At 72.1% G+C, this 16,359-nt stretch carries 17 protein-coding genes and 1 riboswitch; of the genes, 6 read left to right on the forward strand and 11 right to left on the reverse strand.

All coding sequences use genetic code 11. The annotated features are described in order from the left end of the window. Nucleotides 1–19: 19 nt before the first annotated feature. The 4 genes from ACQPWW_RS18210 to ACQPWW_RS18225 all read left to right on the forward strand — a co-directional run bounded on the left by ACQPWW_RS18210 (nucleotide 20) and on the right by ACQPWW_RS18225 (nucleotide 3,786). Nucleotides 20–1,579, forward strand: a complete 1,560-nt coding sequence (locus ACQPWW_RS18210) for a glycosyltransferase family 39 protein (protein ID WP_433124120.1) — start codon at nucleotides 20–22, stop codon at nucleotides 1,577–1,579. Nucleotides 1,580–1,620: 41 nt separating this feature from the next. Next, nucleotides 1,621–2,352 (forward strand): histidine phosphatase family protein, encoded by a 732-nt coding sequence (locus ACQPWW_RS18215; protein ID WP_433124122.1) that lies wholly within the window; start codon nucleotides 1,621–1,623, stop codon nucleotides 2,350–2,352. Beyond that, complete coding sequence (locus ACQPWW_RS18220; RefSeq protein WP_433124124.1) at nucleotides 2,336–3,205, forward strand: NAD(P)H-hydrate dehydratase; 870 nt, start codon at nucleotides 2,336–2,338, stop codon at nucleotides 3,203–3,205. Before ACQPWW_RS18215 ends, ACQPWW_RS18220 begins: the two co-directional genes overlap by 17 nt. An 80-nt stretch (nucleotides 3,206–3,285) precedes the next feature. Next, complete coding sequence (locus ACQPWW_RS18225) at nucleotides 3,286–3,786, forward strand: hemerythrin domain-containing protein (protein WP_433124126.1); 501 nt, start codon at nucleotides 3,286–3,288, stop codon at nucleotides 3,784–3,786. Between the two features lie 56 nt (nucleotides 3,787–3,842). Here ACQPWW_RS18225 and ACQPWW_RS18230 read toward each other — a convergent pair whose 3' ends face one another. Further along, nucleotides 3,843–4,649 (reverse strand): SDR family NAD(P)-dependent oxidoreductase, encoded by an 807-nt coding sequence (locus ACQPWW_RS18230; RefSeq protein WP_433124127.1) that lies wholly within the window; start codon nucleotides 4,647–4,649, stop codon nucleotides 3,843–3,845. 130 nt (nucleotides 4,650–4,779) lie between these two features. Beyond that, nucleotides 4,780–4,869: riboswitch (ZMP/ZTP riboswitch) on the forward strand. A gap of 19 nt (nucleotides 4,870–4,888) precedes the next feature. Between ACQPWW_RS18230 and ACQPWW_RS18235 the strand changes: the two genes are divergently transcribed. Further along, nucleotides 4,889–6,325 (forward strand): glycine hydroxymethyltransferase, encoded by a 1,437-nt coding sequence (locus tag ACQPWW_RS18235; RefSeq protein ID WP_433124128.1) that lies wholly within the window; start codon nucleotides 4,889–4,891, stop codon nucleotides 6,323–6,325. Nucleotides 6,326–6,439: 114 nt separating this feature from the next. Here the strand turns inward: ACQPWW_RS18235 and ACQPWW_RS18240 are convergent, their stop codons facing one another. Then, on the reverse strand, nucleotides 6,440–6,700 hold the full coding sequence (locus ACQPWW_RS18240) for a hypothetical protein (protein ID WP_088989459.1): 261 nt from the start codon (nucleotides 6,698–6,700) through the stop codon (nucleotides 6,440–6,442). Between the two features lie 492 nt (nucleotides 6,701–7,192). Between ACQPWW_RS18240 and ACQPWW_RS18245 the strand changes: the two genes are divergently transcribed. Continuing rightward, nucleotides 7,193–8,194, forward strand: a complete 1,002-nt coding sequence (locus ACQPWW_RS18245) for a mechanosensitive ion channel family protein (protein ID WP_433124129.1) — start codon at nucleotides 7,193–7,195, stop codon at nucleotides 8,192–8,194. Nucleotides 8,195–8,301: 107 nt separating this feature from the next. Here ACQPWW_RS18245 and ACQPWW_RS18250 read toward each other — a convergent pair whose 3' ends face one another. Genes ACQPWW_RS18250 through ACQPWW_RS18290 form a run of 9 tightly spaced genes read right to left on the reverse strand, consistent with a single transcriptional unit; the run spans nucleotide 8,302 to nucleotide 16,331 of the window. Continuing rightward, nucleotides 8,302–8,619, reverse strand: coding sequence for an antibiotic biosynthesis monooxygenase family protein (locus tag ACQPWW_RS18250; RefSeq protein ID WP_433124131.1), 318 nt, complete (start codon nucleotides 8,617–8,619; stop codon nucleotides 8,302–8,304). Next, a complete protein-coding gene (locus tag ACQPWW_RS18255; protein WP_433124132.1) occupies nucleotides 8,616–9,866 on the reverse strand; it encodes a beta-ketoacyl synthase N-terminal-like domain-containing protein in 1,251 nt (416 codons plus the stop codon). The genes ACQPWW_RS18250 and ACQPWW_RS18255 overlap by 4 nt, the downstream gene beginning before the upstream one ends. Beyond that, nucleotides 9,863–11,137 carry a beta-ketoacyl-[acyl-carrier-protein] synthase family protein gene (locus ACQPWW_RS18260; protein WP_433124134.1) on the reverse strand — a complete coding sequence of 425 codons (1,275 nt, stop codon included), beginning with the start codon at nucleotides 11,135–11,137 and terminating at the stop codon, nucleotides 9,863–9,865. Before ACQPWW_RS18260 ends, ACQPWW_RS18255 begins: the two co-directional genes overlap by 4 nt. Continuing rightward, the gene (locus ACQPWW_RS18265) at nucleotides 11,134–11,538 is read right to left on the reverse strand and encodes a cupin domain-containing protein (protein WP_393370725.1); all 405 of its coding nucleotides are present in this window, start codon (nucleotides 11,536–11,538) and stop codon (nucleotides 11,134–11,136) included. The genes ACQPWW_RS18260 and ACQPWW_RS18265 overlap by 4 nt, the downstream gene beginning before the upstream one ends. Beyond that, entirely contained in the window at nucleotides 11,531–12,286 is a 756-nt protein-coding gene (locus ACQPWW_RS18270; RefSeq protein ID WP_433124136.1) for an SRPBCC family protein, read from the reverse strand. The genes ACQPWW_RS18265 and ACQPWW_RS18270 overlap by 8 nt, the downstream gene beginning before the upstream one ends. After that, a complete protein-coding gene (locus ACQPWW_RS18275; RefSeq protein ID WP_433124138.1) occupies nucleotides 12,283–13,725 on the reverse strand; it encodes an acetyl-CoA carboxylase biotin carboxylase subunit in 1,443 nt (480 codons plus the stop codon). Before ACQPWW_RS18275 ends, ACQPWW_RS18270 begins: the two co-directional genes overlap by 4 nt. A 19-nt stretch (nucleotides 13,726–13,744) precedes the next feature. Continuing rightward, complete coding sequence (accB, locus tag ACQPWW_RS18280) at nucleotides 13,745–14,275, reverse strand: acetyl-CoA carboxylase biotin carboxyl carrier protein (RefSeq protein WP_433124139.1); 531 nt, start codon at nucleotides 14,273–14,275, stop codon at nucleotides 13,745–13,747. Beyond that, nucleotides 14,272–15,996: an acetyl-CoA carboxylase carboxyltransferase subunit alpha gene (locus ACQPWW_RS18285; RefSeq protein WP_433124140.1), complete on the reverse strand. Its 1,725-nt coding sequence runs from the start codon at nucleotides 15,994–15,996 to the stop codon at nucleotides 14,272–14,274. Before ACQPWW_RS18285 ends, accB begins: the two co-directional genes overlap by 4 nt. Continuing rightward, nucleotides 15,993–16,331, reverse strand: a complete 339-nt coding sequence (locus ACQPWW_RS18290) for a TcmI family type II polyketide cyclase (RefSeq protein ID WP_433124141.1) — start codon at nucleotides 16,329–16,331, stop codon at nucleotides 15,993–15,995. The genes ACQPWW_RS18285 and ACQPWW_RS18290 overlap by 4 nt, the downstream gene beginning before the upstream one ends. Nucleotides 16,332–16,359: the final 28 nt, after the last annotated feature.

Genomic DNA, 16,359 nt, shown 5'->3' on the forward strand with positions numbered 1-16,359 from the left:
GCCCCCCGATCGGACGCCGATGTCGAACCGCGCCGTCGCCACGGACGCGCAGCCCGCGCAGACCGACGGGGAGAATCCGCCCCCGCCCGCCGGGCCGGACCGCGAGCCGGTCCCCCTCGCCCGCCGGCTGGCGCTCAGCGTCTGGTTCTGGCCGACGGCGTTCGCCGCGCTCGCCGTCGGGTGGCGGCTGGGCAGCCCGGAGATGTGGCACGACGAGCTGGTCACCATCGACGTGGCGACGCGCTCCACCGGTCAGATCCGGGGCATGCTGGCGAACGTCGACGCCGTACACGGTGCCTACTACCTGTTCATGCACGCCTGGACGACGCTGTTCGGCACCAGCCCCGTGGCGGTACGGCTGCCGTCGGCGCTGGCCATGACCCTGGCCACCGCCTGCGTGGCGCTGGCGGGACGGCGGCTCTTCAACCACCCGGCGGGTGTCGCCGCCGGCTTCGTCTTCGCCCTGGTGCCCACCGTCACCCGGTTCGGGCAGGAAACCCGTTCGTACGCCTTCGTGGTTCTCGCCGCGGCGGCGGCCACCCTGTTCCTGCTCCGCGCGCTGGAGCGGCCCGGGTGGCCGCGTTGGGTGCCGTACACGCTCGCGGTGGCCGGTATCGGCCTGGTCAACGTGGTGGCGCTGACCCTCCTGCTCGGGCACGGCACCGCCGTTCTGATCCACTGCTGGCGGCAGCGTCGCTGGTGGTCGCTCGCCTGGTTCCCGCTCGCCGCCGTCGGTGGGGTGGCGATCGCCGCGCCGGTGATCCTGCGGGGCATGAAACAGGCCGGGCGGCAGATCAGCTGGATTCCGGACAGCTCGCCCTGGACGGTCTGGGAGCAGGCGTACGGCTCGACGCTGCTCGCCGCCGCGGTGACCGCGCTGGCCACGGCGGGTCTGCTGACCCACCTGCGCCGCGACGCCGCGGCCCGGACGGTGAGCGCGACGCTTGTCGCAGTGCTGCCGGTGCCGGTGATCCTGCTGGCCTCGACCGGCGAGATCAACTACTTCTTCTCCAAGTACCTGCTGTTCCTGCTGCCGGCCTGGGCGGTGCTGGCCGGCGCGGGGATCGCCGCGCTGCGCCGTACCCCGCTGGTGGCGGCGGGGCTCGTTGTCGTCGCCGCGCTGTCCGTGCCCGGTCAACTCACGCTGCGCGGGGAGTACTCGCACGGCTGGTACACCTACCCGCGGGCACGCGCCTTCGAGCCACTCTCCTACTCCCAGGCGGCCGGGGTCATCGAGGCCGGGTACGAGCCCGGCGACGGCCTCGTCGTGGGCGGCGTCTGGTGGTGGATGACCGAGCCCGGCGTGCGGTACTACCTCCCGGCGGACATCTCCCCGCGCAACGTGTTCCAGAAGCGGACGGCGGCCCAGCGCGACGAGCTGTTCGGCGCGGACTGCGGCGACCCGGCGAGCTGCCTGCGCGACGAGCCGCGGCTCTGGTTGGTGGTGCCGACGGTCACCGACGCGCCGCTGACCGCGCTGTCGAAGGAGCCCGCCGCCCTGCTCGGCGAGCGTTACCAACTGGCCCGGCTGACCCACGTGACCGGGCTGACCGTCGCCCTGTTGCAACGGCGCGGCTGACCGCGCGGTTACCGCCGCCGGCGCCCGGGTAGGGGGTCGGCATGGCGGAACTGGCGACGCTCTGGATCATCCGGCACGGTGAGAGCACCGCGAACGTGGCGGCGACGCACGCCGAGGCGTCCGGGGAGGAGCTGATCGGGCTCAGTCACCGCGACGCCGACGTGCCGCTCTCGCCCACCGGCGCCGAGCAGGCCCGCGCGACCGGTCGGTGGTTGACCGGGCTTCCCCCGGACCGCCGGCCGGACGTGGCGGTGGTCTCGCCGTACCTGCGCGCGATCTCCACCGCCGAGTTGGCGCTGCACAACACCGGGGTGCCGATGAGCCGGGACGAGCGGCTGCGCGACCGGGAGCTGGGCATCCTCGACGGCTTGACCGGGCACGGGGTGCGCCGGCGGTACCCCGACGAGGCCGAGCGGCGGGCCCGGCTCGGCAAGTTCTACTACCGTCCGCCCGGCGGGGAGTCCTGGACCGACGTGGCGTTGCGGCTGCGGACGCTCCTCGGCGACCTGCGCCGGGACCACGAGGGTCAGCGGGTGCTGCTCTTCGGCCACGACGCGCTGGTCTTCCTGCTGCGTTATCTGGTGGAGGGGTTGACCGAGCCGGACCTGATGGCGCTGACCCGCGAGCACGTGATCGCCAACTGCTCGATCACCGACTGGTCCGCCGACGCGCACGGCCAACTGACCCTTGGCGGATTCAACGAGGTCGGCCACCTGCGGCGGCAGGGCGCCCAGCCGACCAGGGAGGACGAGATCCATGCCGAGCCGGTCTGAGGTGAAGGTGATCACGCCGGGGTTGCTGCGGGACTGGGCGCTGCCGGTGCCGGCCGGTGGCAAGGAGAGCCGCGGCACCGTGCTGGTCGTCGGGGGCTCCCGCTTCACCCCCGGTGCGGTGCTGCTCGCCGGGGTGGCCGCGCTGCGCGCCGGAGCCGGGGTGCTCCAGCTCGCCGCCGCCGAGTCCACCGCCGCCACGCTGAGCATCGAGGTGCCCGAGGCGCTGGTGGTCGGCCTGCCGGAGACCGCCGACGGCGCGGTGGCCGCCGACCGCAACGGCCAGCTCGGCGAGTTGGTCGCACAGGCCGACGTGGTGGCCCTGGGACCCGGGCTGAAGGCGATCGACGAGACCAACAAGCTGCTGAGCCTGGTCCTGGACGCGGCCCGGCCGCAGACGTCACTGGTGCTCGACGCGTACGCCCTCGGCGCCCTCAGTCACGCACCGGACCTGCTGGTCGGCTCGGGTCGGCAGGTGGTGCTCACCCCGAACGTCACCGAGGCCGGGCACCTGCTCGGCCGGGAACCGGGCGACGACCTGGACGCCGAGGCGGCCGAGCTGGCCGACCGGTACGAGGCGGTCGTCTCGTTGTACGGGCACGTGGCCGCCCCGGACGGGCGGGGCTGGCGGGAGGAGAGCGGCGACGCCGGGCTGGGCACCTCCGGCAGCGGGGACGTGCTCGCCGGGTTGCTGGCGGGGTTGCTGTCCCGGGGCGCCGACCCGGCGCAGGCCGCCTGCTGGGGGTCGTTCGCGCACGCCGTGAGCGGTCAGCGGCTGATCCCCCGGTACGGCCGGATCGGCTTCCTCGCCCGGGAGTTGCTCGACGAGATCCCCGGAACGCTGTCGATGGTCTGATCGGCCGATATCCGCTGTTTCCGCATTTGACCTGCTGGGTACCGGATTCACACCAGACGAGATCCAGGGAGGTCATACCCGTGTCGACCGATGCCATCGTCCTGCTCAAAGAGGACCACAAGGAGATGCGCCGCCTCTTCAAGGCCTTCCAGGACGCCGAGGAGGGGCCGGCGAGCCAGCGGCAGAAGCTGGTGAACCAGATCCTGGAGGCCCTCACCGTGCACACGTACCTCGAGAACGAGGTCATGTACCCGGAGGTCCGCCGCCTGCTGCCCGACCTGGAGGACGACATCCTCGAGTCGTACGAGGAGCACCACGTCGCCGACGTGCTCTGCGCCGAGTTGGCAAGCATGGACGCCAGCGACGAACGCTTCACCGCCAAGACGACGGTGCTGATCGAGAACGTCACCCACCACGTCGAGGAGGAAGAGGAGGAGTGGTTCCCGAAGGTCCGCGACGCCCTGGGCCGTAAGCAGTTGCAGGAGATCGGCGAGAAGATGATCGCGCTGCGGGCGGACGCCCCGCGGACCCCCACCGCTCCGAAGGCGATCAAGAAGGCGATGGACGCGATGACCGCCTGAGTCGACCACGGACACCGAGGGGCCCGGCGTGCTGCCGGGCCCCTCGTCGTGCGTGGTCAGCTGCCCGAACCCGGCTCGGCCATGTGCCGGTGCTGCTCGGACTTGAGCCTGTCCGGGATGATCTTGCCGGCCGCGGTCTGCACCTTGTTCATCAGCGAACCCGCGGTGACCGTCTGATCGCCCTTCATCAGCGCCTCGAAGCCCTGCGCGGCCACCTTGGCCGGGTCGTCCTTCGAGCCCGAGCCGACCCGGGTGTCCGCCATGTCGGCCCGGTCGAAGAACGCCGTGTCGGTCGGCCCGGGCATCAACGCGGTCACCGTGACGCCGGTGTCCTTCAGCTCGTTGCGCAGCGCCTCGGCGAAGGACTGCACGAACGACTTGGAGGCGTTGTACACCGCCTGGAACGGCCCCGGCATGGTCGAGGCGATCGACGAGGTGAACAACACCCGACCCGCGCCCCGCTCGACCATGCCGGGCAGCAGCCGCTTCGCCAGGTGCACCGTCGAGCGCACGTTGAGGTCGACGATCTCCAACTCGTCGCGCAGGTCGGTCCCGCCGACGAAGGCGCCGCCGGCGCCCCGGCCGGCGTTGAGCGCCAGGGCGTCCACCGGACGCCCGGTGGCGGCGATCGCCGAGGCCAGCTCCTCCACGCCCTGCTCCCGGGCCAGGTCGACGCGGACGGGCTGGACCTGTGGGCCGCCGTCGCGGCGCAGCTTCTCGGCCGCCGCCGAGATGCCGTCGTCCTCGGCGACCACGACCAGGTCGAAGCCGTGCTCGGCGAACTGCGCGGCCAGCTCGTACCCGATTCCGCTGGACGCCCCGGTCACCACGGCGAGCGGCCGGTCGGTGGACGGTGTGGTCATGATGGGTGACTCCTCTCCTGCGGGTGGCGTACCCGCTCATTAGGAGGTGCCCCCACATCGGCCGGGCAACCCTTCCGGCGCGTGGCGTACGGAGGTCGCCCGGGACGGCCCCGGCCGGCCCGGTAGGATCGGCGCGGGCCGTTACTGGCGCGTGGGGATGGACAACCATCGGGGAGCGGCCCCGTCACGAGGACGTTTGCCGAGCGCCTGGGCCTTCCCGCACGTCTGTTGGAGGTCGCATGTCGCACAACGCCGAGTCCACCGCATTCCGTAGTGCCCTCGAGGTGATCCGGGCCGTCGAACCGCGGGTCGCCGACGCCATCGGCGCCGAGCTGACCGACCAGCGGGAGTCGCTCAAGCTCATCGCCAGCGAGAACTACGCCTCCCCGGCGACCCTGCTGGCCATGGGCAACTGGTTCAGCGACAAGTACGCCGAGGGCACCGTCGGCCGCCGGTTCTACGCCGGCTGCCAGAACGTCGACACCGTCGAGGCGCTCGCCGCCGAACATGCCCGGGAGCTGTTCGGCGCCCCGCACGCGTACGTGCAGCCGCACTCGGGCATCGACGCCAACCTGGTGGCCTTCTGGGCGGTGCTGGCCGACCGGGTCGAGTCCCCCGCGCTGAAGAAGGCGCAGGTCCGCCAGGTCAACGACCTCACCGAGGCCGACTGGTTCGCGCTGCGCCGCGAGCTGGGCAACCAGCGGATGCTCGGCATGTCGCTGGACGCCGGCGGTCACCTCACCCACGGTTTCCGGCCGAACATCTCCGGCAAGATGTTCGACCAGCGCAGCTACGGCACCGACCCGGCGACCGGCCTGATCGACTACGACCGGGTCGCCGAGGCCGCCCGCGAGTTCAAGCCGCTGATCCTGGTCGGCGGTTACTCGGCGTACCCGCGGAAGGTGAACTTCCGGATCCTGCGGGAGATCGCCGACTCGGTCGGCGCCACCTTCATGGTCGACATGGCGCACTTCGCCGGCCTGGTCGCCGGCAAGGTGTTCACCGGCGACTTCGACCCGGTGCCGCACGCGCACATCGTCACCACCACCACCCACAAGTCGCTGCGCGGCCCGCGCGGCGGCATGGTGCTCTGCCAGCCGGAGCTGGCCGACCAGGTGGACCGCGGCTGCCCGATGGTGCTCGGTGGCCCGCTGCCGCACGTGATGGCCGCGAAGGCCGTCGCCCTCGCGGAGGCCCGCCGCCCCGACTTCGCCGACTACGCCCAGCGGATCGTGGACAACGCGCAGGCACTCGCCGAGGGGCTGCTGCGCCGGGGCGCGAAGCTGGTCACCGGTGGCACCGACAACCACCTGGTGCTGATCGACGTGTCCGGCTACGGGCTCACCGGCCGGCAGGCCGAACAGGCGCTGCTCGACTCCGGCATCGTCACCAACCGCAACTCGGTCCCGCAGGACCCGAACGGGGCCTGGTACACGTCCGGCATCCGGATCGGCACCCCGGCGCTGACCACCCGGGGCCTGGGCACCGCCGAGATGGACCAGACCGCGGAGCTGATCCACACCGTGCTGACCCAGACCACGGCCGGCGCCAACGCCGACGGCACCCCGTCCAAGGCGAAGTACACGCTCGACGCCGACCTGGCCGACAAGATCGCCCGGCAGGCGACCGACCTGCTGGCCCCGCACCCGCTCTACCCGGCCATCGACCTGGCCTGACGGCTCGTCCGGGTGGGTCGCGACACCCGCCCCACCGAACGACGTGCCGCTGAGTCATGACGATGACTCAGCGGCACGTCGCTGTCAGGAGCAACGGCGAGGCCGGGCCGCGCCTCAGGCCAGGGGACGCTTCAGGTGGTAGCGGTGCACCTCGGTGCTGCCCTGGACGTTGTTCACGTCCTCGGCCGCGGAGACCAGCTCCCACCCCTCCCGACCGGCGCGGTTGAGGTGCGCGATGGCGGTGTCACCGTAGGCGGTGATGTCCTTGCGGGACCCGTCCGGGGCGTACCAGACGAACGAGACGTGGAAATTGCGGCCCTGTCCCTGATAGCGGCGGACGAGCAGGGCGTACTCCCAGGCAACCATGCGGCCCATTATGACCGTCCACCCAGGACGACGGTACGCCGGCCGTCGCGCATTGCCATCCGGTGAACGCGGTGTGTCAGCCCGCGAGTCGTCCCGCGATCGGCCCGTCCGGCGGTCACCTCTGACGACCTTCGTGGCCTCAGCCGGACGGCCGATGGCGTCGGCGTCGGCGTCGGCGTCGGCGTCGGCGTCGGCGTCGGCGTCGGCGTCGGCGTCGGCGTCGGCGTCGGCGTCGGCGTCGGCCAAAGCGTGCCCGGCGGCGGTGAGGTCACCGGCCTGGAGGTAGGCGCGGGCGGCGTCACCGGCACCGCGCCGGGTCCACGCGGTGGCGGGCAGGTCGGCGGCCAGACGGTCGGCGCGGCGGCGGTTCGTCCTCGCTACTCGGCACGGGAATCATGACCTTGAAACGGCCGCGGCCAAATTAACGGCAACCACGGTTGCGGCGCCAACGAAGTGTGTTAGAACGGTGGTGAGGTGAATTCGTCAATGCCCACTCGTGCCGTGTTTGTTCTCGTCGGCGTCGCTGTCGGTGCCCTCCTCCTGAGCTGGCTGGTCGGACGATCAGTGCAGCGACTCACCCGAGGCCGCTTCGAACGTTTTCTGAGTATGGCCCAGGTGCGCAGCCAACGCGCGTTCAGCACCCTGGCGGTGGCCTCGGCGTTGTATTACGCATTGCCAGTGGCGGGGCTACCGCCCGAAGCGCTCTTTCATCTCCGCCACTGGGATCAACTTGTGGCGATCGGGACCGCGGGCTGGTTCGTCACCAAGCTCTTACATGTTGCCGAGGAGCTCGTTTTCCGGCGCTACCCCCGCACGCCCGCGGACGAACGAATCCGACGGACACGCACACAAACCAAGGTGATCGGGCAGACCATTGTTGCCCTCGTAGTCCTGCTCACAGTTGGCCTGATGCTTCTGACCTTCCGCCCAGTTCGGGTGCTGGGAATCACCGTCATAGCATCTGCTGGCGTTTTCACTTTATTGGTCGGAGTCACTGCACGACAAGCCCTTCAGATGGCAATATCCAGCATCCAGATGGCCTTCAGTGGCGCATTGCACGCCGACGATGTCCTCGTTGTCGAAGGCAACTGGGGGCAGGTCGAGGAGATTGAACTCACCCACGTCGTGGTTCGAACCTGGGATAAGCGCAGACTAGTCATACCGAGCACGTATTTTACCAGTAAGCCGTACGAGAACTGGACTCGCTTCGGTGGCACCGTCGCCGGTTCGGTGGATCTGATCCTGGACTACACTGCCGACCTCAAAGAGTTGCGGGATGAAGCGCAGCGGCTACTGGAAGCATCGACTGCGTGGGATCGCAATGACTGGGAGCTTCAGATGACAGACATGGGCCAACAATCCGTAACCGTGCGCATTACCGTTACGGCCAGGGATGGAGCGAGTGCCTGGAACCTGCGGTGCGAAATGCGCGAAGGGATGGTCGAATTCCTCCGAACCCATCACCCGCAGTGGATGCCTCGTCGTCCCAAGTTCGAGGCTTGACAGGGCCCCGCGGTATGCCGATGAGCTGCCGAAACTCCACATCACGCAAGTGCGGCTGAAGTACGAGAAAGCACATGAGCCGCGTCGCCGTCGGCCGCGCGGGAGCGTCAGACCAGGGCGGGGGTCTGGGCGTGGATGTGGAAACGCAGCGAGCGGGCGTCGGTGAAGCACTCCCGCATCGGGCGCACCAGATCCCGGTGCTCGGGGCTGCGTTCCCAGGCCTCGAAGTCGGCAAGGGTCACCCACTCGCTGGTGATCAACCACTGCTCCGGGTCGGTCGACGAGCGGCACACCTGGTCGACAAGGTGTCCCGGCACCCCGTCGGCGACCAGGTGCCGCACCTGCTCGTAGGCGGCGAGGAACTCTTCGGTGCGCGGCTCCGGCACCCGCACCAGGAACACCACCCGCGCCCGCTGTCCGCTCATGGCGTCTCTCCCCTCATCGGCACCGCCCCGCGCAGGACCAGCGCACTGTTGAACCCGTCGAAACCCCGCGCGCAGACCAGCGCGAGCCGGCTGCGCGGCTGGCGGTGCTCGCGCAGGAAGTCCAGTTCGCACCCCTCGGCGACCTCCTGCGGGCCGGCCGACGCGGGCAGCGTGTCGTGCGCGAAGGCGAGCAGCGCGGTGGCCACGTCCAACGCCGACCCGCCCTGGTACGCCCGCCCGGTCAGCGGCTTCTGCGTCGTCACCGGGACCGGCCGGTCGGCGAACACGGCGCGCAGCGCCTCGGCCTCGCTGCGGTCGTAACGGCGTACGCCGAGGGCGTCGGGCAGCACCACGTCGATCCCGGCCGCCGCGACGCCGGCCCGGTCCAGGGCCAGCCGCATCGCCCGCGCGTACTGCGTCGGGTCGCCGGCACTGTCCGCCGTGGTGTGCGCGGCGTCGTGGGTGGATCCCCACCCGCTCACCTCGCCGTAGACCCGGGCGCCCCGGGCGAGGGCGTGCCCCAACTCCTCCACCACGAACACCGCGCCGCCCTCGGCCGGCAGGTAGCCGCTGGCCGAGGCGTCGAACGGCCGGTACGCCCGCTGCGGATCGGCGACGTCGCTGAGCAGCCCGGACCGCAGCTGGCACGCCAGCGCGTACGGGCTGAGCGGGCACTCGGTGGCCCCGGCGATCACCACCGGGGTGCCCCGGCGTACCGCGCGGGCGGCGTGCGCGAGGCTGTCCAGCCCGCCGGCCGCCTCCGCGACCAGCACCCCGCTCGGGCCCTTGAACTGGTGGTGGATGGAGAGTTGCCCGACGCTCGCCGCGTAGAACCAGGCTATCGACTGGTACGCCCCGACGGTGCGCGACGACCCGCCCCAGAGCCGTTGCAGCTCCCGCTGGCCGAACAGGTTGCCCCCGGACGAGCTGGCCAGGGTCACCGCGTAGCCGTACGGGTCGGGGGCCCGGTCGGGCAGGCCGGCGTCGGCAAGCGCCAGCCGGGTCGCCGCGAAGCCGAGGTGCGTCCACCTGTCGGTCTGCACCACCTGCCGACTGTCGGCGTAGGAGTCGGCGGTGAAGCCGGGCACCTCCCCGCCGAGGCGGGTCGGATAGCCGGCCGGGTCGAACAGGGTGATCGGTCCGGTCCGGCGGGTGCCGGCCAGCACCGTTCGCCAGTGCGCGTCCGCGCCGATGCCACTCGGCGCGACCACCCCGATGCCGGTCACCACCGCCCGGGCGGCGCTCACGCCGCCACCGGGCCGAACGGGCGGCGGAACACCATCGCCGACTGGAAGCCGCCGAACCCACTGCCCACCGACAGGGCCACGTCCACCGGGACCTCCCGAGCCTCGTTCGGTACGTAGTCCAGGTCGCACTCCGGGTCCCGGGTGCTCCAGTTGGCCGTCGGTGGCACCACGCCGAACTCGATGGCCAACGCGCACGCCGCCATCTCGATCGACCCGATCGCGCCGAGCGAGTGCCCGACCATCGACTTGATCGAGCTGATCGGCACCCGGTACGCGGCCTGACCCAACGCCCGTTTGAACGCGGCCGTCTCGTGCCTGTCGTTCTGCCGGGTGCCCGAGCCGTGGGCGCTGATGTAGGAGACCTGCTCGGGGAGGATCCGCCCCTGTTTCAACGCGTCGCTGACGGCGAGGCTCATCTCCAGGCCGTCCGGGCGCAGCCCGGTCATGTGGTAACCGTTGCTGCGACTGGCGTAGCCGGCCACCTCGCAGTAGATGTGCGCGCCCCGCCGGCGGGCGTGCCCCATCTCCTCCAATACCAGCACCGCCCCACCCTCGGCCAGCACGAACCCGTGCCGGTCGGCGTCGAACGGGCGGGAGGCGTGCGCCGGGTCGTCGTTGTCCGGGCTGGTCGCCTTGATCGCGTCGAACGAGGCGACGGTGACCGGCGAGATCGGCGAGTCCGCCGCGCCGGCCAGCATCACGTCCGCCTCACCGTCCACGATCAACTGGTGGGCGTAGCCGATGGCGTCGATGCCCGAGGTGCAGCCGGTGGACACCACCTGCGCCGGGCCGTGCAGCCCGTGCCGGCAGGCCACGTCCGCCGCAAGGCTGCTGGGCACCAGCGCCTGGTAGAGGTACGGGCCACCGCGCGTCGCGTCGACCAGCCAGCGCTTGCCGTGCTCGCTGACGGTGACGTACTCCTGCTCCAACGCCATCGTGCCGCCCACGGCGGTGCCGAGCACCACCCCGGCCCGGTCCCGTTCGGCGTCGGTGAGCGCCAGTCCGGCGTCGGCGACGGCCTCCACCGAGCAGGCCAGCGCGAACTGCACGTACCGGTCGGCCCGTTGTCGTTCGGCCTCGGTGAGGCCCGCGGCGGTCGGGTCGAAGTCGCACTCCGCGGCGATCTGGGACCGGAACGCCGACGGGTCGAAGAAGCTGATCCGCCGGGTGGCCGTCCGCCCCTCGGTGATGGTCTTCCAGAACCGGTCCCGGCTGGCGCCGCCGGGGGCGACCACCCCGATCCCGGTGACCACCGTGCGGCGTCCGCTCACGACCCACCGCGCTGTTCGGCCAACTCGGTGTCGACGTGCCCCAGCTCCGGGCGGGGGGCCAGCGGGCCCAGGTGGAAGACCACCTCGGCCGGTTCGACGCCGGTGTTGCGGAGTCGGTGCCGCACGTTCACCGGCACGAACAGCGCCTCACCGGCGGCCAGCAGCGTCGGCTGGTCGTCCAGGTCGACGGTGATCGCGCCGCGCACCACGTACAGGAACTCCTCGCTGTACGGGTGGTAGTGCTCGGCGATCCGCTCCCCCGGCGCGAGGGCGGCGACCCCGAGGAAGCCCGAGGTGCTGCCGACGGTGCGGGGGCCGAGCAACACCCGCAGCTCACCGCCGCGTCGTCGGTCGGCGGGTACGTCAGCGGCGGCGATCGGCCGGGTGCTCAGGTCACTCATCGTCGGCCTCCGTCGGGTCGGCGCCGGCCGCCGGGGCGTCCTGGTCGGCGCGCTGCCGGGCGATCCGCTCCACCCGGTCCTTGATCACCGCGAGTTGGATGACGCTGTTGGTGTTGATCCGCTCGGTCATCCCGGCGTTGTCGACCGGCGCGGTCGGCTTCATCGCGAAGTCCTGCGTCCAGGTCATCCGGGTGCCGTCGGCCTCCTCGGTGTAGCCCCAGTGGATCCGCATGTACTCGAACGGCCCGGTCTCCACCCGGTACGCCCGGACCTGCCTGCTCACCGGGTCGGAGGTGCGCTCGCTGACCCAACTCCAGGACACCCCGTTCTCGTCGGGGTACATGGTGAGCCGGAACCGCACGGTGTGCCCCTCGCGGTGCAGGATGTCCACAACGGCGTACTCGGTGAACAGTTCGGTCCAGTTCGCCACGTCGTTGGTGACCTCCCAGACCAGCGGCAGCGGCGCGTCGATGACCACCGTGTTCTCGGTGTGCCCGGGTGGGTCGACGCGGCGGGCGACCAGGTCGGCCACCGCCGGGATGCTCAGCTCCCCGGCCTGCTCGGGGATGCTCACCTGCCACCGGTCGGCGACGACCGCGGACAGTTCCAGCAGTGCGAGGGAGTCCATTCCCAGCTCTTCCAGCGACGCGGCGGGCGCCCGCGCCGCCGCGTCGGCGTCCAGCCCGCAGTGCGCCACCAGGATGTCGGTGATCTCGGCGGTCATCGGGCGACCATGGGTGACGGTCATCGGGTCCTCCTGAGGGTAACGTCGGGCTCCGCGGCGGACGCGGGGCGCGGTGCGGGGGCGGTCGCCGGCCGCTGCGCGGACGCCGCGTCGGGCGCGGCGAGCAGACGGTCGACCAGGCCGGTGGTGTAGCGGCCCTTGCGGAATCCGGCGTCGTCGAGCACGCGCCGGACGAACGGGATGGTGGTGTGTACGCCCGGCCCGGCGATGTCGAACTCGTCAAGGGCCCGCTCCAGCCGGTTGAGGGCCAGCTCCCGGTCCGGCGCCCAGACGATCACCTTGGCCAGGAGCGAGTCGTACCAGGGGCCGACCAGGTAGCCGGCGCTGGCGTGGGTGTCCACCCGGGTGAACGGGCCGCCGGGTGGGGTGAACCGTTCCAACCGGCCGGGGGTCGGCGCGAAGTCCCGTGCGGGGTCCTCGGTGTTGACCCGGCACTCCACCGCGACGCCACGCAGGCGGATCTCCTCCTGCCGCCAGCGCAGCGGCACCCCGGCGGCGATGTGCAGTTGCTCGTGCACCAGGTCGATCCCGGTGACCATCTCGGTGACCGGATGCTCGACCTGGATCCGGCAGTTGATCTCCAGGAAGTGGAACTTCTCCTCGGCGTCGACAAGGAACTCCAGGGTGCCGGCGCCGACGAAACCGACATCCAGCGCGCCCCGCAGGGCCGCCTCGGCGATGGTGTCGAGCACGGCGGCGGACAGCGCCGGGGCGGGCGCCTCCTCGACAAGCTTCTGGTGCCGGCGTTGCACCGAGCAGTCCCGGGTGCCCAGGTGCACCCCGTTGCCGTGGGAGTCGCAGAGCACCTGCACCTCGACGTGCCGCGCCTCGGTGAGGTAGCGCTCGACGTACACCCGGTCGTCGCCGAAGGCGGCCTGGGCGGCCGCCCGGGTCCGCGTGTACGCGCGGCGCAGCTCGCCCGGCGTCCGCACGACTGTCATGCCCCGACCGCCGCCCCCGGCGGCGGCCTTCACGATCACCGGGTAGCCGATGGCGGCGGCGACCTCGGCCGCCGCGGCGGCGGTCGGCACCGGTGCGACACTGCCCGGCGACAGGGGCAGGCCGGCACGGCTGAGCAGTGCCCGGGCCGAGGACTTGTCGGCCAGCGCGGCCATCACCGACGGTGGTGGGCCGATGAAGGTCAGCCCGTTGTCCACGCATATCTCGGCGAAGTCGGCGTCCTCGGAGAGGAAGCCGTAGCCGGGATGCACTGCCTGCGCGCCCACCTGCCGGGCCGCCTCCACGATCGCCGCCGCGTTGAGGTAACTGCGCCGACTCGACGCGGGCCCGATCCGGACGGCCTGGTCGGCGAGACGGACCACCGCCGAGTCGGCGTCCGCCGCGGAGTAGACCACCGCCGTCCGCACGCCCAGCTCCTTGCAGGCGCGCAGCACCCGCAGGGCGATCTCGCCCCGATTGGCGATCAGCACGGTCTCGAACATGGTCATCCACCCTGCGCCGTCATGCCGGATCCAACTCGACCAGCGGCTGGTCGTACTCCACCGGGTGGCCGTCCTCGACGAGGATCGCGACCACCCGACCGGCGCGATCGGCTGTCACCTCGTTCATCAGCTTCATCGCCTCGACGATGGCGACGGGTTGGCCCGGACGGACCAGGTCGCCCACCGCGACGAAGGGCTTGGCGCCGGGCTCCGCCGCCCGGTAGAAGGTGCCGACGATGGGCGCCCGCACCGCGGCCCGTCCGGGCACCGTCGGCCGGACCGGCGTCGCCGACGGGCCGGCGGCCGGCACGCCCGGCCGCGCCGCCTCGGCCACCTGAGGAGGTACGTCCGCGCGGGTCGGCTCCTCCGGGTGCCACTCGACCTCCAGCACAGCCGGACCGCTGCGCAGCCGGATCCGGCGCACCGGCCCGGCCAGTTCGGCGATCAGGTGTTGGGCCTGCCGGCGCAGACCCGCCAGGGCCTCCTCGCCGTCCGTCCCGGCGTCGTGGGGTGCCTCGACGGTCGACACCGTCGCGTCCCCGGCGGTCACCGGGCACCCGCCCGAGCGCCGCCGCGCGCCATCCCGAACCGGCGGAAGCGCTGTCGACGCAGGCGGACCAGCATGGCGGGCGGCACGTCCAGCAGCGGCAGCAGATTGCTCAGCAGGGCGGCGCGCAACCGGTGGGCCGTCTCCGCCGGGTCGTCGTGCGCGGCGGTGGTCGGCTCCGGTACGACCTCGTCGACCACCCCGAGCCGGCACAGGTCGGGCGCTGTCAGTCGGAGCGCGCGGGCGGCCTGCGGCGCCGCCGACCGGTCCGGCCAGAGGATGGCCGCGCAACCCTCGGGGCTGATCACCGAGTAGACGGCGTTCTCCAGCATCAACACCCGGTCGGCGACGGCGAGGGCCAGCGCTCCGCCGCTGCCGCCCTCCCCGGTGATCACCGCCAGCACGGGGGTGGGCAGCACGGTGAGGGTGAGGATGTTCTCCGCGATGGCCGCCGCCTGGCCCTGTTCCTCGGCGCTCACCCCGGGGTCGGCGCCGGGGGTGTCCACGAGCGTGACGACGGGCAGGCCGAGCCGGGCGGCGAGGCGCATCAACCGCAGCGCCTTGCGGTGCCCGGCCGGGCTGGCCATGCCGAAGTTGCGGGCGACCAGCTCGGCGGTGGTGTGCCCCTTCTGGTGGCCGATGACCATCACGTGCCGGTCGGCCAGTCGCGCCACCCCGCCCACGACGGCCGGGCAGTCCCCGCCGAGCCGATCGCCGTGCAGCTCCAGGAACCCGTCGAAGACCGAGTCGAGGTAGTCCAGTGTGGTCGGTCGGCCGGGGTGTCGCGCCAGCCGGACCGTGTCCCAGGCGTCGCGTACCGCGGGGGTGTCACCCCCGCCCGCCGGGGCCGCCGGCGCCGCGTCGGCGAGGCGCTCGCGGCGCGGCGCCGGCTCCTGCCGGGGTACGGGCGGACGCGCCGGGCGGGTGGCGCGGGTGGCGGCGAGCAGCGCCCCCAGCCGTCCGCGCAGTGACCGGCGCTGCACCACCATGTCGACCTGTCCGTGCCGGAGCAGGACGTCGGCGCTCTGGAAGCCCTCCGGCAGCGCCCGACCGGTGACCTGGCGGATCACCCGGGGACCGGCGAAGCCCATCCGCGCGCCGCTCTCCGCGAGCACCAGGTCGGTGTTTGTGGCGAACGACGCGGCCACCCCGCCGTAGGTCGGGTCGGTGAGGACACTCACGGTGAGCAGACCCGCCTCGCGCAGCGCGGCGATGGCCTGGCTGACGGTGGCCATCTGCATCAACGACAGCACGCCCTCCTGCATCCGCGCCCCGCCGGAGGCGGTGATCAGGATGAGCGGGACGCGGTCGTCAAGCGCCCGCTCGGCGGCCCGGGTGATCAGCTCCCCCACCGCGCAGCCCAGGCTGCCGCCCAGGAAGCGGAAGTCCATCACGGCCAGCACGGCCGGATGCGCGCCGATGGTGGCGGTGGCGCAGACGACCGCCTCGGCCAGGCCGGTGCTGGCGCGCGCGGCGCTGAGCCGGTGCGGGTACGGCAGCACGTCGACGAAATCGATCGGGTCGGTCTCGGGGAGCTGGTCGGGCAACAGGCGCAGCGACCCCGGGTCGACGAGCTGACGCAGACGTTCCGGGGCGCCGAGTCGGGCGTGCTCCCCACACTCCGGGCAGACGTCCAGGTTGCGGCGCAACCGTTTGCGGTAGAGCAGGCTGGCGCAGCCGACGCAGCGGGACCAGAGCTGCTCCTCGGACGCGGTGGCGGTCACGACCGCCGCCGGGGGTCCGGGGCGTCGAACCGGTAGAAGCACTGCGCCATCGCGTCCCGCGGTGAGCGCCAGGTGGGCAGGTACGGCGACACGTACGGGCGCAGACGGTCGCTGACCCGGATGAACTCGGGGTGCCCCCGGGCGCCCTCCACCGCGTCCGCTGCCGGATGCTCCGTCTCCAACAGGTGCACGTAGAGATCGTGCAGCCGGTACAGCGAACGGTGCCGGACGCCGACCAGGCGCGGCAGCTCCGTCGCGTCCGACTCGGCGAAGATCTCGGCGACCCGCTCCTCGGCGGTCGGATCCACCTTCGCGACGATCAGTGATCGGTCCATACTGGGCCTCCCCCCCACGGCGTCCGGC

Source organism: Micromonospora sp. CA-240977, from assembly GCF_050942285.1.
Classification (GTDB): domain Bacteria; phylum Actinomycetota; class Actinomycetes; order Mycobacteriales; family Micromonosporaceae; genus Micromonospora.